Source organism: Ralstonia nicotianae (assembly GCF_018243235.1).
Classification (GTDB): domain Bacteria; phylum Pseudomonadota; class Gammaproteobacteria; order Burkholderiales; family Burkholderiaceae; genus Ralstonia; species Ralstonia nicotianae.
In genome coordinates this window covers 2,536,736-2,556,154 of record NZ_CP046674.1, presented here as the reverse complement: position 1 = coordinate 2,556,154, position 19,419 = coordinate 2,536,736, and the positions used below count along the sequence as shown (strand labels likewise).

The 19,419-nt window shown below is 69.5% G+C and carries 18 protein-coding genes; 8 read left to right on the top strand and 10 right to left on the bottom strand.

All coding sequences use genetic code 11. The annotated features are described in order from the left end of the window. Positions 1–13 precede the first annotated feature (13 nt). The 3 genes from parC to GO999_RS11600 are packed head-to-tail and all read left to right on the top strand — an operon-like array spanning position 14 to position 3,473. Positions 14–2,359, top strand: a complete 2,346-nt coding sequence (gene parC, locus GO999_RS11610) for a DNA topoisomerase IV subunit A (RefSeq protein WP_118872328.1) — start codon at positions 14–16, stop codon at positions 2,357–2,359. Positions 2,360–2,364: 5 nt separating this feature from the next. Beyond that, positions 2,365–2,946 carry a chromate transporter gene (locus GO999_RS11605; RefSeq protein WP_211906236.1) on the top strand — a complete coding sequence of 194 codons (582 nt, stop codon included), beginning with the start codon at positions 2,365–2,367 and terminating at the stop codon, positions 2,944–2,946. Beyond that, complete coding sequence (locus tag GO999_RS11600; protein ID WP_016723304.1) at positions 2,928–3,473, top strand: chromate transporter; 546 nt, start codon at positions 2,928–2,930, stop codon at positions 3,471–3,473. The genes GO999_RS11605 and GO999_RS11600 overlap by 19 nt, the downstream gene beginning before the upstream one ends. A gap of 82 nt (positions 3,474–3,555) precedes the next feature. On the opposite strand, the gene GO999_RS11595 is transcribed toward GO999_RS11600, so the two are convergent. From GO999_RS11595 to GO999_RS11560, 8 genes are all read right to left on the bottom strand, one after another. Continuing rightward, a complete protein-coding gene (locus tag GO999_RS11595; protein ID WP_011000933.1) occupies positions 3,556–5,244 on the bottom strand; it encodes an L-lactate permease in 1,689 nt (562 codons plus the stop codon). Positions 5,245–5,564: 320 nt separating this feature from the next. Further along, the gene (locus tag GO999_RS11590) at positions 5,565–6,854 is read right to left on the bottom strand and encodes an MASE1 domain-containing protein (protein WP_019717834.1); all 1,290 of its coding nucleotides are present in this window, start codon (positions 6,852–6,854) and stop codon (positions 5,565–5,567) included. A 111-nt stretch (positions 6,855–6,965) separates the two neighbouring features. Beyond that, positions 6,966–7,628, bottom strand: a complete 663-nt coding sequence (locus tag GO999_RS11585; RefSeq protein WP_028852840.1) for a phytanoyl-CoA dioxygenase family protein — start codon at positions 7,626–7,628, stop codon at positions 6,966–6,968. Between the two features lie 14 nt (positions 7,629–7,642). Further along, entirely contained in the window at positions 7,643–8,284 is a 642-nt protein-coding gene (locus GO999_RS11580) for a glutathione S-transferase family protein (protein WP_021154726.1), read from the bottom strand. Between the two features lie 49 nt (positions 8,285–8,333). Beyond that, positions 8,334–9,524 carry an aminotransferase-like domain-containing protein gene (locus tag GO999_RS11575; protein WP_019717837.1) on the bottom strand — a complete coding sequence of 397 codons (1,191 nt, stop codon included), beginning with the start codon at positions 9,522–9,524 and terminating at the stop codon, positions 8,334–8,336. Positions 9,525–9,654: 130 nt separating this feature from the next. Beyond that, the gene (locus GO999_RS11570; protein ID WP_011000938.1) at positions 9,655–10,125 is read right to left on the bottom strand and encodes a RidA family protein; all 471 of its coding nucleotides are present in this window, start codon (positions 10,123–10,125) and stop codon (positions 9,655–9,657) included. A 54-nt stretch (positions 10,126–10,179) separates the two neighbouring features. Next, positions 10,180–11,121 carry a DMT family transporter gene (locus GO999_RS11565; RefSeq protein WP_020831533.1) on the bottom strand — a complete coding sequence of 314 codons (942 nt, stop codon included), beginning with the start codon at positions 11,119–11,121 and terminating at the stop codon, positions 10,180–10,182. Beyond that, positions 11,118–11,855, bottom strand: a complete 738-nt coding sequence (locus GO999_RS11560; RefSeq protein WP_016723301.1) for an alanyl-tRNA editing protein — start codon at positions 11,853–11,855, stop codon at positions 11,118–11,120. Before GO999_RS11560 ends, GO999_RS11565 begins: the two co-directional genes overlap by 4 nt. Before the next feature lie 51 nt (positions 11,856–11,906). Here GO999_RS11560 and GO999_RS11555 point away from each other — a divergent pair, with 51 nt between their 5' ends. From GO999_RS11555 to GO999_RS11545, 3 genes are all read left to right on the top strand, one after another. Beyond that, entirely contained in the window at positions 11,907–13,442 is a 1,536-nt protein-coding gene (locus GO999_RS11555; RefSeq protein WP_016723300.1) for an aminotransferase-like domain-containing protein, read from the top strand. A 130-nt stretch (positions 13,443–13,572) separates the two neighbouring features. After that, entirely contained in the window at positions 13,573–15,495 is a 1,923-nt protein-coding gene (gene htpG / locus GO999_RS11550) for a molecular chaperone HtpG (protein ID WP_019717840.1), read from the top strand. Positions 15,496–15,502: 7 nt separating this feature from the next. After that, positions 15,503–16,003: a DNA-deoxyinosine glycosylase gene (locus GO999_RS11545; protein ID WP_019717841.1), complete on the top strand. Its 501-nt coding sequence runs from the start codon at positions 15,503–15,505 to the stop codon at positions 16,001–16,003. Between the two features lie 85 nt (positions 16,004–16,088). Here GO999_RS11545 and GO999_RS11540 read toward each other — a convergent pair whose 3' ends face one another. Both GO999_RS11540 and GO999_RS11535 read right to left on the bottom strand, forming a co-directional pair. Next, positions 16,089–17,171, bottom strand: a complete 1,083-nt coding sequence (locus GO999_RS11540) for an SRPBCC domain-containing protein (RefSeq protein ID WP_020371721.1) — start codon at positions 17,169–17,171, stop codon at positions 16,089–16,091. Between the two features lie 11 nt (positions 17,172–17,182). Next, positions 17,183–17,548, bottom strand: coding sequence for an ArsR/SmtB family transcription factor (locus GO999_RS11535; protein ID WP_016725714.1), 366 nt, complete (start codon positions 17,546–17,548; stop codon positions 17,183–17,185). Positions 17,549–17,730: 182 nt separating this feature from the next. Here GO999_RS11535 and GO999_RS11530 point away from each other — a divergent pair, with 182 nt between their 5' ends. After that, positions 17,731–18,489 (top strand): tetratricopeptide repeat protein, encoded by a 759-nt coding sequence (locus GO999_RS11530; RefSeq protein ID WP_211906235.1) that lies wholly within the window; start codon positions 17,731–17,733, stop codon positions 18,487–18,489. 8 nt (positions 18,490–18,497) lie between these two features. After that, complete coding sequence (locus tag GO999_RS11525; protein ID WP_016723296.1) at positions 18,498–19,373, top strand: class I SAM-dependent methyltransferase; 876 nt, start codon at positions 18,498–18,500, stop codon at positions 19,371–19,373. Positions 19,374–19,419: the final 46 nt, after the last annotated feature.

Sequence of the window (19,419 nt, the reverse complement as noted above, 5' to 3'; positions counted from 1 at the left end):
CGCCTGAGCCCCCATGGAACAACAAGACATCCTCTTCGACCCCCGCGAGCCGGCCGAAGCGCTCACGCTCGCGCACTACGCCGAGCGCGCGTACCTGGACTATGCCGTCAGCGTGGTCAAGGGCCGTGCGCTGCCCGAGGTGGCCGACGGCCAGAAGCCGGTGCAGCGCCGCATCCTGTTCGCGATGCACGAGATGGGCCTGCGCGCCGATGCCAAGCCGGTGAAGTCGGCGCGCGTGGTCGGCGACGTGCTCGGCAAGTACCACCCGCACGGCGACCAGTCGGCGTACGACGCGCTGGTGCGCCTGGCGCAGGACTTCTCGCTGCGCTACCCGCTGATCGACGGCCAGGGCAACTTCGGCTCGCGCGACGGCGACGGCGCGGCGGCCATGCGCTACACCGAAGCGCGCCTGACGCCGATCTCGCGCCTGCTGCTCGAGGAACTCGACCAGGGCACGGTCGACTTCATCCCCAACTACGACGGCTCGATGGATGAGCCCAGGCTGCTGCCGGCGCGGCTGCCGTTCGTGCTGCTCAACGGCGCATCGGGCATCGCCGTGGGCATGGCGACGGAGATCCCCTCGCACAACCTGCGCGAAGTGGCCACCGCCGCCGTGGCGCTGATCCGCGACGACAAGCTCACCAGCACCGACCTGATGCAGTACATGCCGGGGCCGGACTTTCCGGGCGGCGGGCAGATCATCTCGTCGGCGGCGGACATCGCGCAGATCTACGAGACCGGGCGCGGCAGCCTGAAGGTGCGCGCGCGCTGGAAGATCGAAGACCTCGCGCGCGGCCAGTGGCAACTGGTGGTGACGGAGCTGCCGCCCAACACCTCGTCGCAGAAGGTGCTGGAGGAGATCGAGGAGCTGACCAACCCGAAGGTGCGCACCGGCAAGAAGTCGCTGACGCCGGAACAGCTGCAGCTCAAGCAGACCCTGCTCGGCCTGCTCGACGCGGTGCGCGACGAGTCGGGCAAGGACGCGCCGGTGCGGCTGGTGTTCGAGCCCAAGAGCAAGAACATCGGCCAGCAGGAGTTCGCCAACGCACTGCTGGCGCATACGTCGCTGGAATCGGGCGCGGCCATCAACCTGGTGATGATCGGCACGGATGGCCGGCCGCGCCAGAAGGGCCTGCGCGAGATTCTGCGCGAGTGGATCGACTACCGATTCGCCACGGTCACGCGCCGCACGCGCCATCGCCTGGGCAAGGTGGAGGACCGCATCCACATCCTCGAAGGGCGGCAACTGGTGCTGCTCAACATCGACGAGGTGATCCGCATCATCCGCGAGAGCGACGAGCCCAAACCAGCGCTGATGCAGGCGTTCGGCCTCTCCGAGCGCCAGGCCGAGGACATCCTGGAAATCCGCCTGCGCCAATTGGCGCGGCTGGAGGCCATCAAGATCGAGCAGGAGCTGAAGGACCTGCGCGAGGAGCAGGCCGAGCTGGACGTGCTGCTGAAGTCCGAGACCATGATGCGCCGCCGCATCGTCAAGGAGATCGAGACCGACGCCAAGCAGTTCGGCGACGACCGCCGCACGCTGATCCAGGAAGAGCGCCGCGCCGCCGCCGAGGTGAAGGTGGTCGACGAGCCCGTCACCGTGATCGTCTCGCAGAAGGGCTGGGTGCGTACGCGCCAGGGCCATGGCCACGACGCCACCCAGTTCGGCTTCAAGGCGGGCGACACGCTGTACGACACCTTCGAGTGCCGCACCACCGACGCGCTGCTGATCTTCGGCACGCGCGACGACAAGGGCACGGGCCGGGTCTACTCGGTGGCGGTGGCCAACCTGCCGGGCGGCCGCGGCGACGGTGTGCCGCTGACCACGCTGATCGAACTGGCGCCGGGCACGCACATCGCGCATACCCTGGCGAGCCACGCCGAGCAGAACGTGCTGATCTCCACGCAAGGGGGCAACGGCTTCCTGGCCAAGGTGGGCGACATGGTGGGCCGCCAGAAGGGCGGCAAGGCTTTCCTCACGCTCGATGAGGGCGATCAGCCCAACAAGCCGGCCGCCGTGCCGGAAGACGCCTATGGCGCGGCCTGCCTGTCGGCGAACGGCCGCCTGCTGCTGTTCCCGCTGGCGGAGGTGAAGACGCTGGCCAGCGGCGGCCGCGGTGTGATCCTGATGGAGCTGGAGAAGAACGAGACGCTCGCGCAGGCGCTGGCCTTCGGGCCGGCCGGGTTCGTGGTGTCGGGCGCTGGCCCGCGCAGCGGCAAGGCGACCGAACAGACGTTCACGACGACCCGCGCGCAGGAGCCGTACGCCGGCAAGCGCGCGCGCAAGGGCCGGGCGATCGAGCCCAAGCTGCGCGACCCGCAGCTGGCGTTGCCCAAGCCCGCACCCGCCGCGGCCTGAGTCCGATGGGCGAGCGCAACCCTCCCGCAGACGCGATGGCCGCCGGGCGCGCCGCGCAGGCGCCTTCGTGCGCCAAGCTCTTCACGGAGTTTGCGCGCATGGGGCTGTCGGGCTTCGGCGGCGTGCTGCCGTTCGCGCGGCGCGGCATCGTCGAGCGCAACGGCTGGCTGTCCGACGCCGAGTTCGCCGAGATGCTGAGCCTGGGCCAGGTGCTGCCGGGCCCCAACGTGGTGAATCTCTCCGTGATGCTGGGCTACCGCTATCACGGCATCCGTGGCGCGGCGTCGGCGATGACCGGCCTGGTGGCGGTGCCCGCCGTGCTGCTGCTGTTGATCGTGATGCTGTACGACCACTACAGCGCGCTGCCGCTGGTGCAGCAGTTGCTCAAGGGCATGGCGGCGGTGGCGGCGGGGCTGGTGCTCGCCACGGCGATCAAGCTGGCGCAGGGCCAGTCGCGCACACGGCGTGCGGCGGGGATCGGACTGGCGGTGTTCCTGTCCATCGGCGTGCTGCAATGGCCGCTGCTGCCGGTGATGGCGGTGCTGATTCCGCTGGCGCTCGTACTGGAATGGAGGGCGATGCAATGAGCGCGCTCGCCACGCTGTTCGACCTGTTCTGGCATTTCACGGTGCTGTCGTTCCTCGCCATCGGCGGGGCGAGTTCGACGCTGCCCGACATGCACCGCTTCCTGGTCGACACGCGTCACTACATGACCAGCGAGCAGCTGAGCGCCATGTATGCCATCTCGCAGGCCGCGCCGGGGCCGAACGTGCTGTTCGTCGAGCTGTTCGGCTGGCAGGCCGCCGGCCTGGGCGGCGCGGTGGTCGCCATGCTCGGCATCTGCGGGCCGTCCTGCGTGATTGCCGGCATCGTCGCGCACGTCATGCACCAGGCGCCGGACGCGCGCTGGGTGATGCTGATCCGCCGTGGGCTGGCGCCGCTGACCATCGGGCTGCTGTTCTCCACCGGCTGGGTGCTGGCGCGCGCTACCGACCACAGCGTCGGCACCGTTGCGCTGACGGTGGCGACGGTGCTGGCGTGCGCCTTCACGCGGGTACATCCGCTGATCCTGGTGGCGGCCGGCGCGCTGGTTGGGGCGCTCGGCTGGGCGTAGGGCGCCGCCGGACGATCGGAGGCCTCGCCATGAAAAAAGCCGCTCGATGAGTGGCTTTTTCGTTGCGGCGCGGGCGGCCGGGCTAGTGCGCCATCGGCACCACCATCCGCGTGAACGGTTCCACGTAGGCCTGCAGCGTGATCAGCAGGCCCACCAGGAAGGCCAGCGCGATCGAGTGGAAGAACACATAGCGCAGGATGTCGCCCTCATGGCCGTACCACTTGGTGGCGGTGGAGGCCACCACGATGGACTGCGCGTCGATCATCTTGCCCATCACCCCGCCCGAGCTGTTGGCGGCCGACATCAGGATCGGCGACAGGCCGAGCTGCTCGGAGGTGGTCTTCTGCAGGCCGCCGAACAGCACGTTCGATGCGGTGTCCGAACCGGTGAGCGCCACGCCCAGCCAGCCCAGCATGGTGCCGAACAGCGGGTACAGCACGCCGGTGTGGGCGAACGCCAGGCCCAGCGTCGCGTCCAGGCCCGAGTAGCGGGTCAGGTAGCCGATGCCGAACATCGCGCAGATGGTCAGCAGCGAATAGCGCGTCAGCTTGATGGTGTTCCAGTACTCCTTGACCATGCGCGGCACCGAATAGCCCATCAGCAGGCCTCCGACGACGGCCGATGCCAGGATGCCGGTGCCCGCCATCGACAGCACGTTGAAGGTGAACACCGCGGCTTCGGCCGTGACCTTGGGCACGACCGGCGGGCCCTTGAGCACCATCTTGTCGAGGCCGGGGATGGGCAGCTTGAACTGCCACAGGCCGTCAACGAAGGCCTTGAACTGCGGCACGCCCCAGATGAAGACGAACACGGTCAGGATCACCCACGGCAGCCAGGCCTGCACGCGGCTGATCTTCGCATCGGCGGCGGCGGTGGTGGCGGCACGTGCCTCGGCGGCGGCTTCGGGATCGACCTTGGACGTGTCGGGGTGGTTGCGCAGGGCGGTGGAGGTCCAGATGGACTTGGGTTTCCAGACTTTCAGGAACAGCGTGAGCGAGCCCATCGAGACCAGCGCGGCAATCACGTCCACCAGCCACGGGCCGTGGAAGTTCGACACCAGGAACTGCGGAACGGCGAAGGTCACGCCCGCCACCAGGATCGCCGGCCAGATCTGCAGCATGCCGCGCAACCCCGCGAACGCCCAGATCAGCCAGAACGGCACCAGCACCGAGAAGAACGGCAACTGGCGGCCGATCATGGCGGAGAGGTCCTTCAGGTCGAGCCCCGTCACCGCGGCCAGTCCGATGATGGGCGCGCCCAGGGCGCCGTAGGCGACCGGCGCGGTGTTGGCGATCAGCGCCAGCCCCGAGGCCGCCAGCGGCGAGAAGCCCAGCCCGATCAGGATCGCGCCCGTCACGGCTACCGGCGTGCCGAAGCCCGCCGCGCCCTCGAAGAACGCGCCGAAGCTGAACGCCACCAGCAGCAGCTGCAGGCGCCGGTCTTCGGTGATGCCCGAGATCGAACCCTGCAGCACCTTGAACGAGCCGTTCAGGGTGGTGAGCCGGTGCAGGAAGATGATGTTGAGGACGATCCAGCCGATCGGGAACAGGCCGGACACGATGCCCAGCCCGGCCGCCTTGCCCGCCATCGCCGCCGGCATGCCGAACACGAACGCGGCGATGCCCACGCCCACCAGCAGCGCCAGCCCCGCGGCCAGGTGCGCCTGCATGTGGAAGAAGGCGAGCGAACAGAGCAGTACCGCCACCGGCAAGCCGGCCGCGACGGTCGACCATACGGCGTTGCCGAGCGGGTCATAGACTTGATTCCACATCTTGGTCTCCTCCTGTAGAGCGTTTTGGCGAGGGGTGGAGCAGGTACGGCCAAACGTCGTTTCTTTTGCTGCCCGCACAGCGGACAAGCGCGGATTGTAGGAACAAGCGTGTTGGGGTCTGGACAATATTCTGTCACTTTCGCCCTGAAAAGTATTCATCGGCCCGGGGTGCCCCGTGCCTGCGGCATCCGGCGCAGCGCTACGGGTCAATCCCGGTTGTGGAATCTGCCGGCTGCGCGACAGCTTCGGCCGGGGGGGCGTACCTGAAGCGCGGCATCCGGTCGGGCGGCGGCACTCGGGGCCGCTACGGCGCGGCGGGCTCAGCGCGCCGTTTCGATCGACCAGGTGCCGGTGACCAGCACGGGGTTGCCGGCGGTGTCGGCGAGCGTGGCGCCGGAGTCGATCACGGTGTGCAGGGTGCCGTCGCGCGCGGTGATCTGCAGCGTCTGCCGCCGCGCGGGGGTGGCATCGACGTCGGCGGGCGCGGCGCCGAGCCAGCGCGCGCGCAGGGTTTCGCGGTCGTCCGGGTGCACCAGCTGCAGCACGGTGGCGACCGAGGCCATGGTGGCCGCGTCATGGCCGAAGCGCAGTTCCACATCGCCGCCCCAGTCGACGCGGCCGCGGGCCGGGTCGACGGTGTAGACCAGCTGGCCCGCGGCGGTCAGCGCCAGCTCCACGCGGCCCTGCCATCGCGCGCCCTGTGCGTGCAGCTGTTCGCGCGTGGTCTTCAGCGCGCTGACCAGCAGCACCAGCAGGGCGGTGATCCCCAGATACAGCTGGGCTTCCAGCAATGACTGGCCATGGTGGCGGTCGAGCACGGCGAATGGCCCGTCGCCCTCGGCGGTCTCGATCAGCACCGTCAGCGCCAGCACCAGCACCGCCGCCGAGCCGCCGCGCCCGCCCCACAGCAGCGCCACCACGACGGCGAAGAACAGCGGCACGTAGGTCAGCGCGAAACCGATGCCGGTGCCGAACCGGGCCGTGCTGTTGCCGTCGAAGATCAGGTGTGCCGAGACCACCAGCGCAACGCTTGCCGCCAGGCCCAGCAGGGTTTCGGTGCGGTCCGGTCCGCCCGAGCGGAGGGCGCGGAAGCGCGACCAGGTGGCCAGCACTGGCGTGACGATCAGCACGCCCAGGAAGTCCGACGCCGCCCAGATGCGCAGCACCTGCCCGAACGGCGCGTCTTGCGACCAGGCGAACCATGCCGCGCCGGGCAGCGCGCCCAGCAGCGCGCTGAGCGTGCCGGCCGCCAGCATCGCCCGCACGAAGTCGAGCCCGTCCAGCGGCACCCGCATCAGCCGGACCAGCGCCACCGCCAGCGCGGCGCTGCCGGCCTCGTCCAGCACGAACAGCAGGGCATGTGCTGGGTTGCCTTTCTCGAAGGCGCACAGCACCAGCTGTCCGACGGTGAACGCCGCGCCGAGCCCGGGCCACTCGCGGTAGGGCCGCAGCATGAATGCCGCCATGGTGATGCCCGCCGACAGCCAGATGTAGCCGGTCATATCGATCGGCCCGTTGAGCCGGTGCGATACGACGGCGGCCAGCAGGTAAAGTGCGCCCCACAGAAAGGCTGCGAGGCTGGGAGAGGTGCGATGGAATGGGAATGGCATCCGGGTTCCCTCGATGGAAACAGGCAAGCGCGCCGCATGTCGGGGCGCCGTGCGCGGGATGCTACCGCACCCGGCTGATGCGGCGGCACCTGCCCGGCGCAGTGCAGCGTGCTAGACCGCCTGCGCCCAGCGCAGGCCCAGCGGCAGCGTGCGCGGCCCGAACACGAAATGCAGCACGCGCCGGGACAGCGCCCCCGCCGATCTGGACGAGGCATGCAGCAGCAGCGGGCGCATCAGCAGCACGCCGCCCCGATCGCTCAGACAGGCGATCTCGCCGCGCCGTTCCCGCTCGGCCAGCATCTGCGCCTGCGTCAGCCGGCCCTGCCGGTGAGAGCCGGGCACGACGCGCAGCGGACCCGCCGTCGCGCCGCAATCGTCGAGGTGCAGGCGCACGGCGATCAGCGCTTCCAGGACTTGCCGCGGCGGCTGTACGTATAGCCGGCCTTCCTTTTCGGACCACCCTTGCAGCGCGGAATCGCCGACGCGTTCCGCGACCGGGATGCTCAGGTCCTGGTGGATCGGCACCAGCCAGTTCTGTCCGGCGGACTTGTCGAAGCCCGTGCACTGGATGGCCGCGTGGGTGGCCGGCAGCCATGGCGCCAGGGCGGGATGCGTGCGCAGGGTGTCGGCCAACGCGGCGCACCACGGCTGCGCCAGCAGTTCGCGCGTGCCGGCGCCCTGGGCGTGCAGCCGGTCGGTGAGGGCGGTGCAGGTCTTGGCGGGCAGGACGCCCGGGACGATGGCGTAGCCGTCTGTGTCGAAGTCGCCGTGCATCGGCGGCAGGGCGGTCAGGCCAGCGGCAGTGCCAGGACTTCCTGCGCCGCGCGCCGGTCGCGCAGTTCGGCCATCCAGCGCTCCAGGTGCGGGCGGGCCGGGCGTTCGAGCGGCAGGCTGAGCCAGCGATGCGCCGCGCAGCCGCAGGCGATGTCGGCCATGGTGAAGCGCTGGCCGGCCACGTAGGGCTGCCGGGCCAGCACGGCGTCGAGAATGGCCGAGGTGCGCTCGGCCGCCAGCCGCGAGCGTTCGATGCGCGCCGGGTCGCGCTGGTCTTCCGGCGTGCGCACGAGCTGCAGGAAGGCGTCCACCATCGAAGGGCTGAACGACGTGGTCTGCCAGTCCATCCAGCGGTCGGCGTCGGCGCGCTCGTGCAGCTCCAGCGGGTAGAGGTTGCCCGGGCCGTAGCGCGCGCAGAGGTAGCGCACGATGGCGTTGGACTCCCACAGTACGAAGTGCTCGCCGTCGGTCCCGCTGATGCCGTCCTCGATGACCGGGATCATGCCGTTCGGGTTCAGGGCCCGGAACTCGGCCGTGTCCAGCCCGCCGAAGGCGCCGCCGACATCGATGCGCTCATGGTCCAGCGACAGCTCGCGCGCGCACCAGACCACTTTCTGCACGTTGACCGAAGAGAGTCTCCCCCAGATCCGCAGCATCGACGTCGGCTCCTTGGTGTCGGTGGTGATTGTCAGTCGCGTGCGTGAATTACGCGGCCTTGGGCGTGAGCGCGGCGATCTCGGCGCGGATCAGCTCGCCCAGCACCGTGATGCCCTGTTCGATGCGCTCCGGCGACACCGTCACGAAGGCCAGGCGCATGGTGTTGCGGCGCGGTGCGTTGGCGTAGAACGGCGCGCCCGGCACGAAGGCCACGTTGCGCGCGACCGCCTTTTCCAGCAGCGCCATGGTGTCGATGCCTTCCGGCACTTCCACCCAGATGAACATGCCGCCTTCCGGACGGTTCCAGTGCACGCCGGCCGGCATGTGGCGCGTGAGCGCATCCAGCATCGTCTCGCACTGCTTGCCGTACAGGGTGCGGATGCTCGGGATGTGGGTGTCGAGCAGGCCGGTCTTCAGCACTTCGTAGGCCACGCGCTGCGTGAAGCTGGGCGTGTGCAGGTCGGATGCCTGCTTGGCCTGCACGAGTTTGAAGTGGATCGGCTCGGGGGCGATGATGTAGCCCAGGCGCATGCCCGGCGCCAGGATCTTCGAGAACGAGCCCATGTAGACCACGCCGTCCGGATTGAGCGAGCGCAGCGACGGCAGGGCATCGCCGGTATAGCTCAGCTCGCCGTACGGATCGTCTTCGACCAGCAGCACGCCGAGTTCTTTCGCGCGGGCCACCAGGGCCTGGCGGCGCTCGAGCGGCAGGCGGCGGCCGGTCGGGTTCTGGAAGTTCGGGATGGTGTAGAAGAAGCGCGCGCCGGCGGTGAGCTCGGGCGTGAGCGCTTCGGGCAGCAGGCCGCGCTCATCGGTCGGCACCGAGGCGTAGCTCGGCTCGAACAGCGAGAACGCCTGCAGCGCGCCGAGGTAGGTCGGTGTTTCGACCAGCACTTTGCTCTGCGGGTCGATGAAGATCTTGCCCAGCAGGTCCAGGCCCTGTTGCGAGCCGGTGGTGATCAGCACGCGCGACGCGGTGGTGCCGTGGCGCTGGGCGATCCACTCGCGCAGCATCGACAGGCCTTCGGTCGGGGTGTACTGCAGCGACGCCTGCGGATTGTCCGCGAACATGCGGGCGCACGCCGCCTGGATCGCCTCGACCGGGAAGGTCACCGGCGAAGGCAGGCCGCCGGCGAACGAGATCACCTCGGGGCGCTCGGTGATCTTGAGGATTTCCCGGATCGCCGAGCTGGTCAGCTGTTGCGCGCGGCGGGAGAAGGTGCAGGCGGGGTGGTCCATGGTATGGTCCTTCAGTGTGGAGACGCCCACCTTTTGAGCGGACGCCTGGTGAGCAAAAGACGGAAAGGATAGCAGGCAACGGCCCGCTCTGGCACGCGGCAGCCGTTGCGCGGCGCGGCAAATGCGGCGCTCAGGCGACTTCGGCGATCAGTTCGATCTCCACGCACGCGCCCAGCGGAATCTGAGCCACGCCGAAGGCGCTGCGGGCGTGCCGGCCGGCGTCGCCGAACACCTCGACGAACAGTTCCGAGGCGCCGCTGGTCACCAGGTGCTGCTCCGTGAACGCCGACGTGGAGTTCACCAGGCTCATCACCTTGACGATGCGCTTGACGCGGTTGAGGTCGCCGCCCAGGTGGCCCGACAGCGTGGCGAGCAGGTCGATGGCGATGGCGCGTGCGGCGGCCTGGCCCTGCGCGGTGGTCATGTCGTCGCCGAGCCTGCCGACCCACGGCTTGCCGTCCTGCTTGGCGATGTGGCCCGACAGGAACACCAGGTTGCCGGTCTGCGCGGCCATCACGTAGGCGCCGACGGGGGCGCCGGCGGTGGGCAGTGCGATGCCCAGCTGTTTCAGCCTGGCCTGGATGTCTTGGGTGGCGGTCATGAAGATTCCTTATCGAAAACGGTAAACAAGCACAGGGAGACGCAGCCGATGGCGCTACCGCCGCACGGCGGTCCGCCGGCCGAGGCCGACCACGGCGATCACGGCCAGGGCGAACAGCATCGTCGGCGCATCGAGCGGCTCGCCCAGCAGGAGCCAGCCGCCGATCAGCGTCATGAACGGCTGCAGCAATTGTATCTGGCCGACCCGCGCGACCCCGCCCGCGGCCAGCCCCGAATACCAGAACAGGAAGCCGACGAACATCGAGAAGGCCGACACGTAGGCCAGCCCCAGCCATGCGTGGCCGGATGCCTGCGCGAGCGCCGCGGCCTGGTGCGTGCCCGGCAGCCAGGCCAGGGCGCCGACCACCGGCAGCAGCGCCGGCAGCGACACCACCAGCGCCCAGGCGATCGTCTGCGTGCCGCCCAGCTCGCGCGAAAGCTTGCCGCCCACTGCATAGCCGAGGGCGCCCGCCACCATGGCGGCGAACAGCAGCCAGTCGGCGCGGTGCAGGGTGCCGGCGCCGCGCAGCAGCGCGAACGACACCACCAGCACGCTGCCGGCCAGCGCGCACGCCCAGAACCACGGCGACGGCCGCTCGCGCCCGAACCACGCGGCAAAGAGGGCGGTCGCCAGCGGCAGCAGACCGGTGATGATGGCGCCGTGCGCGGCCGGCACATCGCGCATCGCCAGCGATGAGAACAGCGGAAAGCCCACCACCACGCCCGCCGCCGTGACGGCCAGCCTGCCCCACTGGCCGCCGCGCGGGCGCCGGGCGGCGCGCAGCGCGCCGGTCGCGGCCAGCAGCGCCAGCGCGAGCAGGCTGGCCAGCACCGCGCGGGCCAGCGCGACGAAGGTGGCGTCCAGCTCGGCCACCGCCATCCGCGTGAAGGGCAGCGTCTGGCTGAAGATCGCCACGCCGATGAAGCCGAGCAGCAGGCCGCGGCGTTCGGCGTGGTCGGGCGCATGGCCGAGCGGCAGGGCGGTGGACCGGGTCATGGCGTGCTCCTGATCTCATCGGCCAGCGCCACCACCACGCGGCGGTTCTGGCGGCTCTTCTTTTCGATTTTGGTGACGGTGGCGCGACCGATCTCGCCCGTGGCGCGCACGTGGGTGCCGCCGCAGGGCTGACGGTCGATGCCGTCGATCTCCACGATGCGGATGGCGGACACGCCCGCCGGCGGCGCGGCGCCGATGGTGCGCACCAACTGCGGCTGTGCGGCCAAGGCCTCCGGCGTGATCAGGGCGATGCGCACCGGCGTGTCGCGCGCGATCAGCGCATTGAGCTGCGCGGTCAGCGTCTCGCGCTCGAGCGTGGATTCGGGCAGGTCGAAGTCGATGCGTCCGGCGTCCGGCGAGATGCCGCAGCCCGTGACCGGCACCGGGATCAGCGCGCCCAGCAGATGCAGGCAGGTGTGCAGTCGCATCAGCCGGTACCGGCGTGCCCAGTCGATGGCGGCGGACACCGGCAGGCCGGGCGCCAGCAGGCCCAGGTCGGCCGGATCGGCCGGCACATGCAGGATGGCCAGGCGGTCGGCGTGGTAGACGGTGTCGGCGATCGCCACGGTCTGGCCGTCGGGCAGGACCAGGGTGCCGGTGTCGCCGGCCTGGCCGCCGCCGCGGGCGTAGAACACGGTCTGGTCCAGTTCGATGCCCTCGGGATGCACGGCGACGACCGTGGCGCCGCACTCGGTGCGATAGGCATCTTCGTCAAAGCGCTTGAGCGTGGGCATGGTGGGGCTCCTGGCGTGGGGGCGGAAAGCCGACCTTGATGGTAGCGAACTGTGGCTGTACAGTACCTGTACACTTTGGCGTGGCGCTTTCTGTACAGTTTTTCCGACCTGACCATGACGCCTTCCTCCCCGATCGTCAGCCTGGATGCCAGGCGTACCGCCGCCCGTCCGGCCGCGGAGCAGTTGCCCGACCCGATTCCCTCGGCGCAGATGACGCTGGTCGACCAGTTGACCGAGTGGGCGCGCATGCGCATCGACGAGCGCGTGTTCCGCGCCGGCATGCGCATGCCGTCGATCCGCCAGTTGGCCCAGGAGAAGAGCATCTCGCGCTTCACCGTGGTGGAGGCCTATGAGCGGCTGGTGGCGCAGGGGTATCTCGAATCGCGGCGCGGCTCGGGCTTCTACGTGAAGGAGCGCCAAGCGCCGCTGCCCGAGGAGCCGCCGGCGCCGCCCGCCAGCGCGCGCAAGATCGACGTGGCCTGGCTGCTGCGCAACATGTTCCACTCGGCCGAGCCGCGCAAGGCGCCGGGCATCGGCTTCCTGCCCAACGGCTGGCTGGACGGCGAACTGATCGCCAACGCGCTGCGCGCCCTGGGCCGGCAGAACGGCAACCAGTTCCTGGCCTGGGGCACGCCGCAGGGCTTCCTGCCGCTGCGCCAGCAGCTGCAGACGCGGCTGGCCGAGCTGGAGATCGGCGCGCGCCCCGACCAGATCGTCATGACCTCCGGCATCACCCAGTCGCTCGACCTGATCGCGCGCCAGTACGTGCAGCCGGGCGACACGGTGCTGGTGGGCGATCCGGCATGGTTCCTGATGTTCGGCCGCTTCGCCGCGCAGGGCGCGCAGGTGATCGGCGTGCCGTACACCACCGAGGGGCCGGACCTGGTGGCGCTCGAAGGGCTGGTGCAGGTGCGCCGACCCAAGCTGCTGGTGATCAATTCGGTGCTGCACAACCCGACCGGCACCTCGCTGTCGGCGGCCAAGGCGTTCCAGCTGTTGCGGCTGGCCGAGCAGTACGGATTCCTGATCGTCGAAGACGACATCTACGGCGACCTGGCCCCGCCCGGGCACCCGGCCACGCGGCTGGCGAGCCTGGACCAGCTGCGCCGGGTGATCTACCTCGGCAGCTTTTCCAAGACGCTGGCGGCCAACCTGCGCGTGGGCTTCATCGCCTGTCATCCGGAGCTGGCCAAGAACCTGACCGACGGCAAGCTGCTGGCCGGGCTCGCCACGCCGGAGATCAACGAGCGCGTGCTCTACAAGGTGCTGACTGAAGGTCAGTACCGCAAGCACGTCGAGCGCGTGCGCGCCCGGCTCGACCGCGCCCGCGACGGCGTGCAGCGCAGCCTGGAGCGCCTGGGCCTGAAGCTGTTCGCGCAGCAGGGCGCCGGCATGTTCATCTGGGCCGACACCGGCCGCGACACCAACGCCATCGCCCGCGCCGGGCACGAAGAGGGTTACGTGTTCGCGCCGGGCAGTCTGTTCTCGCCGTCGCAGATGCCCTCGACCTGGATGCGCTTCAATATCGCCACCAGCACCGATCCGGAGATGCTGCGCTTCCTGGCGGATCAGCTCGAGCGCGGCTGACTCGGCCCGGCCACGGGGCAGGGGGCTTGAAAAACGGCTCCGCCGCCCCATCTCCAGTTCACGCGGACCGCCCGCTGGGTGCGGTCCGCTTCGCTTTCTCCATCACATCCTTCGAACCAAGAGACACACCATGGGTGCACCGCACGAGAAGATGGCGTTCCAGGCAGAGGTCAAGCAGCTTCTGCATCTGATGATCCATTCCCTGTACAGCAACAAGGAAATCTTTCTGCGCGAGCTGGTCTCCAACGCGTCCGACGCCGTGGACAAGCTGCGCTTCGAGGGCATCGCCGACCCATCGCTGCTCGAAGGCGGCGGCGAGCTGGGCATCCGCATCGGTTTCGATGCCCAGGCCCGCACCGTCACCATCGCCGACAACGGCATCGGCATGAGCCGCGACGAGGCCATCCGCAACCTCGGCACCATCGCCCGCTCGGGCACGCGCGAGTTCTTCAGCCAGCTCTCCGGCGATCAGCAGAAAGACGCGGCGCTGATCGGCCAGTTCGGGGTCGGCTTCTATTCGGCCTTCATCGTCGCCGACCGCGTGACGGTGGAATCGCGCCGTGCGGGCGTGCCCGCCGCCGAAGGCGTGCGCTGGGAAAGCGCGGGCGACGGCGAGTTCACCGTCGATGCCGTCGAGCGCGCCGAGCGCGGCACCACCATCACGCTGCACCTGCGCGAGGGCGAGGACGATTTCCTCTCCGCCTGGCGCCTGAAGTCCATCGTGCAGAAGTACTCGGACCACATCTCCCTGCCGATCGCGATGCGCAAGGAGAGCTGGGACGAAGAGAAGAAAGAGATGGTCGCGCAGGACGAATGGGAGACCATCAACCAGGCCAGCGCCCTGTGGGCCCGCCCGCGCGCCGACGTGACCGACGAGCAGTACATCGCCTTCTACCAGCACATCGCACACGAGCAGGGCCAGCCGCTGGCGTGGACGCACAACCGCGTCGAAGGCCGCAGCGAATACACGCAGCTGCTGTACCTCCCGACCAACGCGCCGTTCGACCTGTGGGACCGCGAGCGCCGCAGCGGCCTGAAGCTGTACGTCAAGCGCGTCTTCATCATGGACGACGCCGAACAGCTGCTGCCGGCCTACCTGCGCTTCGTCAAGGGCGTGATCGACTCGGCCGACCTGCCGCTGAACGTCTCGCGCGAGATCCTGCAGGAGAGCCGCGACGTGAAGGCCATCCGAGAGGGCTCGACCAAGCGCGTGCTGGGCATGCTCGAATCGATGGCCGACTCGGATGACGCCGCCGAAAAGGACAAGTACGCCACCTTCTGGCAGCACTTCGGCCAGGTGCTCAAGGAAGGCCTCGGCGAAGACTTCGCCAACAAGGACCGTATCGCCAAGCTGCTGCGCTTTGCTTCCACGCACAACGCAGGGGACGAGCAGACCGTCTCGCTGGCCGACTACATCGGCCGCATGAAGGACGGCCAGGACAAGATCTACTACGTGAGCGCCGAGAACTGGACGGCCGCCAAGTCCGGCCCGCACCTGGAGGTGTTCCGCAAGAAGGGCGTGGAAGTGTTGCTGCTGACAGACCGCGTGGACGAGTGGATGCTGTCGTTCCTGCACGACTTCGAAGAGAAGGCGCTGGTGTCGGTCGCGCGCGGCGGGCTGGACCTCGGCTCGCTGGAAGACGAAGCCGAGCGCGCCGAGCACGCCAAGGTGGAAGGCGAGTTCAAGCCGCTGGTGGATCGCGCCAAGGCGGTGCTGGCCGACAAGGCCAAGGACGTGCGCATCACGCATCGCCTGACCGATTCGCCGTCGTGCCTGGTGGCCGACGAGGGCGACATCAGCGGCACGCTGGCGCGCCTGCTCAAGCAGGCCGGCCAGAAGGCGCCCGACACCAAGCCCGTGCTGGAGCTGAACCCGGCGCACCCGCTGGTGCGCAAGCTGGCGCTGCTCGAATCCGTCACCGGCGGCGAGGCCGACCGCGCTGCGTTCGAGGATCGCCTGCACGTGCTGTTCGACCAGGCGCTGCTGGCCGAGGGCGGCTCGCTGGCCGATCCGGCCGACTACGTGCAGCGCGTCAACCGCCTGCTGGCCTGACGCCGCCATGGCCGAAGCCTTGCCCGACCTGCAGCGCGGACTGGCGCCGATCCTCGATGCCGAGGTTCGCGTGCTGGTGCTCGGCAGCTTTCCGGGCGAGGCTTCATTGGCGGCGCAGCAGTACTACGCTCATCCGCGCAACCAGTTCTGGCCGCTGATGGGCGCGCTGCTCGACCTGCCGCTGCCCGCCATGCCGTATGCGGCGCGCGTGCGGGCGCTGCTGGCCCGCCACATCGGCGTGTGGGATGTGCTGGGCGCCTGCGTGCGCGAAGGCAGTCTCGATGCGGCGATCCGCCATCCGCAGGCCAACGATTTCGACCTGCTGCACCGGCGGGCGCCGAGGCTGCGGCGGGTGGGCTTCAATGGCGGCACGGCGGGCAGGTTCGCCAAGGATTTCGCCCGCGCCGGCTTCGAGACGGTGGTGTTGCCGTCGTCCAGCCCGGCGCACGCGGCGCGCTCGTTCGAGCAGAAGCTTGCGCTGTGGCGCTCGCTGTTGCCGGACGGCTAGATTAACGACAGGTTCTCCGGAACGCTGACGCCGGCCCTCGCCAAGCGCGAGGGCCGGCGTTTTCTTTTCGTGCGCGGCCGTCAGCTCAACTCAACTGCGGCTGCGTCGCGGCAAAGCTCGGGCGGGCGCGCATGGCTGCCTGCCCGCGCCGCAGGTTGGGGCGTGCCTCCAGCAGCGCCGCGCCTTCGGGGAACATGCCCAGATAGGCCAGGATCGGGGCGAGGAACAGGTCGGCCATCGACACGGTGCTGCCGACCAGGTAATCGCGTTCTTGATAGGCCTGCTCCAGCGCGTCGAGCTGGGCCGCGATCTCCGGCAGGGCGGCGTCGATGACCTTGCGGTCCGGCTGGCCGTTCTCGCCCTTGGGGAAGATGTACTGGAGGATGTAGCGGCGCACCATTGCGTCGTAGGCGTGGCAGTTGATCAGGCTGATCCACTGCTCGCCGCGCGCATGCGCGGTGGCGCCCCATTGCGGCAGCAGGCTGGGGCCGTCGAACGCCTCGTCGATGTAGCTCAGGATGGCGCGCGTTTCGTAAAACTCGATTGGCCCGTCGCTGAACGCCGGCACGCGGCCGAACGGATTGTGCGTCAGCAGTTCCGGCGAATGCGGTGGCACCGGCTGCAGCGTGTAGCGCACGCCTTTCTCCGCCAGTGCCATGCGCACGGTGCGGCAGTAGCTGCTGCGCGGGTCGCCGTAGACCGTGACGGTGCCGGCGCTGCCCTCGGGGTCCAGGTAGTCGCTCAGGCGGTTGAAGACCGATTGCCAGCCGGCCATGTGGCCGTCACGCGTCTGCGTGTCGGGGAAGCCGCTGTGGCGCATGTGCAGACGGGTGCCGCCGTCCTGGTCGGTCAGCGTGACCTCGATCAGCGTTTTCAGGTCGGGCGGCATCGAGCCCGACTCCCAGGCCCAGGTGTAGGCGAGGAAGTCGGCCCGGTCGAGCTTCTGGTATTCGCCGACGGCGATGTGCCTGGAGCCGTCGCGCCCGCCCATGACGACGCGGTATCGGCCGCCGACGCGCGGATCGGCGCTTGCCTCCAGCACGCTCATGCCGCGCGGACAGTGCCATGCCGCCAGCGCCGCCTGATCGGTGAAGGCGTCGAACACCCGCTCGCGCGGCGCGCGGATGAGGCGGGTCATCTCCAGTTCGAACGTAGCGGCGCGGTCCATGGCGGTCTCCATCAGGGTTTGGCGGGGGTGTCGTCCGCGTCCGGGGGCGCGGTGCGGGTCTGCTCGACAAAGACGACGAGGCGATCGAGGTTGCCCTCCCAGAGCTGCCGGTAGGCCTCCAGCCAGCCGTGCGCCTCGCGCAGCGCGCCGGGGCGCAGGTGGCAGATGCGCCAGCGCGCGCTGACTTCCCGCTCGATCAGCCCGGCCTCGGCCAGCACGCGCAGATGCTTGGAGATGGCCGGAGCGGAGATGTCGAACGGGCGCGCCAGTTCGCTCACCGGCGCTTCGCCCGCGGACAGGCGCGCCAGGATCGCCCGGCGGGTGGGGTCCGCCAGGGCGGCGAAGATGGTGGAGAGCGGATCATCGTCGAGCGGCATGTCTTCATTTAACTCATAGGTTAATTGACTGTCAAGCCCGCAAAACGCGGCTTTCCGGCGACGGCATCGGCGCCTGCCTTGCCAAGCATCGCGGGAAGTCACGTGCCGGACGGGCGTATCTGTCACAATCGCGCCCGTGGCCGGCGCGGGGGTGCCGGCCTGTTTTGCCAACGGGCCTCAACATGCCTTTTCTCGGAATCGGTTTCCACGTCATCGTCGCGCTGTTCTTTGCGGTGCATGCGGTGCGCACGCACCAGAACCTGTACTGGCTGTTCATCCTGTTCGCCTTTCCGCTGCTGGGCAGCGTGGCGTACTTCTTCGCGATCTATCTGCCCGAGCTGCGGTATTCGCGCGGCGCCCGCGTGGCCACCCGCGCCGTCAGCCAGATGATCGACCCGAACCGGGCGGTGCGCGAGGCGCGCAACGACTTCGATCGCGCGCCGACCGTGCAGCACCGGCTGCGCCTGGGCGAGGCCCTGCTGGAAGCCGGCGACGCCAAGGAAGCCCGCCAGCATTTCGAGCAGGCCGCCACCGGCCCGTTCGCCGGCGACCAGGCCGTGCTGCTGGGTCTGGCCCGTGCGCAGTTCGCCACCGGCGATGTGGCGATGGCCGCGACGACCCTGGACACCCTGTTCGAGGCACATCGCGCCGCGCGCCGACAACCCGATCCCACGCTGCTGTATGCGCGGGCGCTGGCCACCGGCGGTGCGCCCGCCGCGCGCGCGGCCTTCGAGCAGGCGCTCGCCTGCGCCAATGATGCCGCCGCCCGCTGCCTGTATGGCGAGTGGCTGCTCGCCCAGGGCAATGCCGCCGACAAGGCGCGCGCCCGCGATCTGTTCGACGATATCCTGCGCGACGCCAAGCACTGGACGCGCTACGCCAAAGACCATAACCGCGAATGGCTGCAGCGCGCCCAGGCCGCCCAGTCTTCTTTCCGTTGATTTCCCTGATGACGCTGTTGAAACGCAAATCCATCGAGGCCGTGGCCTCGCGCCGTCCCGCCCGCGCCAAGCGCGATGACCGCGAACACCGTGACGACGAACCCAAGCGCATGGCGCCGCGCTTCGCGCCCGTGACGTTCTCCGAACTGTCGGGCGTGCGCTACCTGCACTTCGGCACCGAGTGGGTGCAGGGCGCGATGCGCCTGTCCAAGCCCGACGCCATCGAGCTGGAATATGCCCAGCAGATGATGGCGTGGCTGCTGTTCCTGGATCCGGCCGCGCGCCCCGACTTCCATGTCGTGCAGCTGGGCCTGGGCGCGGCGGCGCTGACCAAGTTTTGTCACCGGCAGCTGGCCCCGGCCCGCGTGACCGCGGTCGAGCTGAACCCCGCCGTGATCATCGCCGCGCACAGCATGTTCGGCCTGCCGTTCGACGACAGCCGGCTGGGGGTCATCGAGCAGGACGCCTACGACTGGGTCACGGACGCCAACCACCACGGCACTGTCGATGCGCTGCAGATCGATCTGTACGACGCCACCGCGCGCGGGCCGGTGCTCGACACGCCGGCCTTCTACCGCGCCTGCCGCCAGGTGCTGCGCGCGCCCGGCGTGATGACCATCAACCTGTTCGGCGACCACACCAGCTTCCCGCGCAACATCGAGCGCATCTGCGATGCCTTCGACAATCGCGTGCTGGTCTTCCCCGAGGTGCACGACGGCAACGTCATCGCGCTGGCCTTCAACGGCCCGCCGCTGCAGGTCGGCTGGGACGCCGTGCAGGCGCGCGCCGCGGCGCTGCAGGCCACGCTCAAACTGCCGACCAAGGGCTGGACGGAGGGGCTGCGCGGCGCCAACGTCAACCAGGACGACGCGCTGTCCATCTGAGGGCGGCTGTCCTCGTCCCCGCCAATGCAAACGCCCCGGCTGTCCG

Coding starts and splice junctions, on each gene's coding strand:
- parC (WP_118872328.1), top strand. CDS start 14: ATGGAACAACAAGACATCCTCTTCGACCCCCGCGAGCCGGCCGAAGCG.
- GO999_RS11605 (WP_211906236.1), top strand. CDS start 2,365: ATGGGCGAGCGCAACCCTCCCGCAGACGCGATGGCCGCCGGGCGCGCC.
- GO999_RS11600 (WP_016723304.1), top strand. CDS start 2,928: ATGGAGGGCGATGCAATGAGCGCGCTCGCCACGCTGTTCGACCTGTTC.
- GO999_RS11595 (WP_011000933.1), bottom strand. CDS start 5,244: ATGTGGAATCAAGTCTATGACCCGCTCGGCAACGCCGTATGGTCGACC.
- GO999_RS11590 (WP_019717834.1), bottom strand. CDS start 6,854: ATGCCATTCCCATTCCATCGCACCTCTCCCAGCCTCGCAGCCTTTCTG.
- GO999_RS11585 (WP_028852840.1), bottom strand. CDS start 7,628: ATGCACGGCGACTTCGACACAGACGGCTACGCCATCGTCCCGGGCGTC.
- GO999_RS11580 (WP_021154726.1), bottom strand. CDS start 8,284: ATGCTGCGGATCTGGGGGAGACTCTCTTCGGTCAACGTGCAGAAAGTG.
- GO999_RS11575 (WP_019717837.1), bottom strand. CDS start 9,524: ATGGACCACCCCGCCTGCACCTTCTCCCGCCGCGCGCAACAGCTGACC.
- GO999_RS11570 (WP_011000938.1), bottom strand. CDS start 10,125: ATGACCGCCACCCAAGACATCCAGGCCAGGCTGAAACAGCTGGGCATC.
- GO999_RS11565 (WP_020831533.1), bottom strand. CDS start 11,121: ATGACCCGGTCCACCGCCCTGCCGCTCGGCCATGCGCCCGACCACGCC.
- GO999_RS11560 (WP_016723301.1), bottom strand. CDS start 11,855: ATGCCCACGCTCAAGCGCTTTGACGAAGATGCCTATCGCACCGAGTGC.
- htpG (WP_019717840.1), top strand. CDS start 13,573: ATGGGTGCACCGCACGAGAAGATGGCGTTCCAGGCAGAGGTCAAGCAG.
- GO999_RS11545 (WP_019717841.1), top strand. CDS start 15,503: ATGGCCGAAGCCTTGCCCGACCTGCAGCGCGGACTGGCGCCGATCCTC.
- GO999_RS11540 (WP_020371721.1), bottom strand. CDS start 17,171: ATGGACCGCGCCGCTACGTTCGAACTGGAGATGACCCGCCTCATCCGC.
- GO999_RS11535 (WP_016725714.1), bottom strand. CDS start 17,548: ATGCCGCTCGACGATGATCCGCTCTCCACCATCTTCGCCGCCCTGGCG.
- GO999_RS11530 (WP_211906235.1), top strand. CDS start 17,731: ATGCCTTTTCTCGGAATCGGTTTCCACGTCATCGTCGCGCTGTTCTTT.
- GO999_RS11525 (WP_016723296.1), top strand. CDS start 18,498: ATGACGCTGTTGAAACGCAAATCCATCGAGGCCGTGGCCTCGCGCCGT.